Source organism: Mangrovihabitans endophyticus (assembly GCF_014646155.1).
GTDB lineage: Bacteria > Actinomycetota > Actinomycetes > Mycobacteriales > Micromonosporaceae > Actinoplanes > Actinoplanes endophyticus.
The window spans coordinates 1-502 of sequence record NZ_BMMX01000216.1; the positions used below are offsets into that span (position 1 = coordinate 1).

The following is a 502-nucleotide window of genomic DNA, read 5'->3' on the forward strand; positions in this document are numbered from 1 at the left end:
AAGCTTAAGTGTACTTTGAAATTGATCGCATTCTTTGATAAAGAAAGCGATCCGGTTTTGGAATGCTTTTTGCATGCTATAAATTGGTAAGGGTTTAAAAAAGGGGTTTTGATGGATTTTTCTAAAGCGTTTGGATTGGCTTATAAAGCGCTAGATTATAGGGCCTTAAGGCAAGATATGATCGCTTCTAACATCGCTAATGTGGATACTCCCTTTTACAGGCCAAAGGATTTGGATTTTGAAAGCGTTTTAGCGAAGAAAAAAGCAGAAATTTTTGAAAACCAATCTAGTAAAGTTTTGCCTTTAGCCCACACTAACCCTAGGCATTTAGACTTTGAAAATAGCGCTAAAGATGGGGCAAGCCTTTTTTTTTAGAGACGGGCATTTGGCTAAAAATGATGGCAACAGCGTGGATTTAGACATAGAAACGAGCGAAATGGGCAAGAACTCTACCATGTATTTAGCCTTGAGTTCAGCCTTAAAAAAGTATCGAGGCGTGATC

General features: G+C 38.2%; 1 protein-coding gene. It reads left to right on the plus strand.

The features are described from left to right. The first annotated feature begins 111 nt into the window (after positions 1-111). Positions 112-375, plus strand: a complete 264-nt coding sequence (gene flgB, locus IEY73_RS34990) for a flagellar basal body rod protein FlgB (RefSeq protein WP_229716468.1) — start codon at positions 112-114, stop codon at positions 373-375. Positions 376-502: the final 127 nt, after the last annotated feature.

What these genes read in the sequence shown, in the direction of transcription:
- flgB (WP_229716468.1), top strand. Translation starts at nt 112, where the DNA reads ATGGATTTTTCTAAAGCGTTTGGATTGGCTTATAAAGCGCTAGATTAT.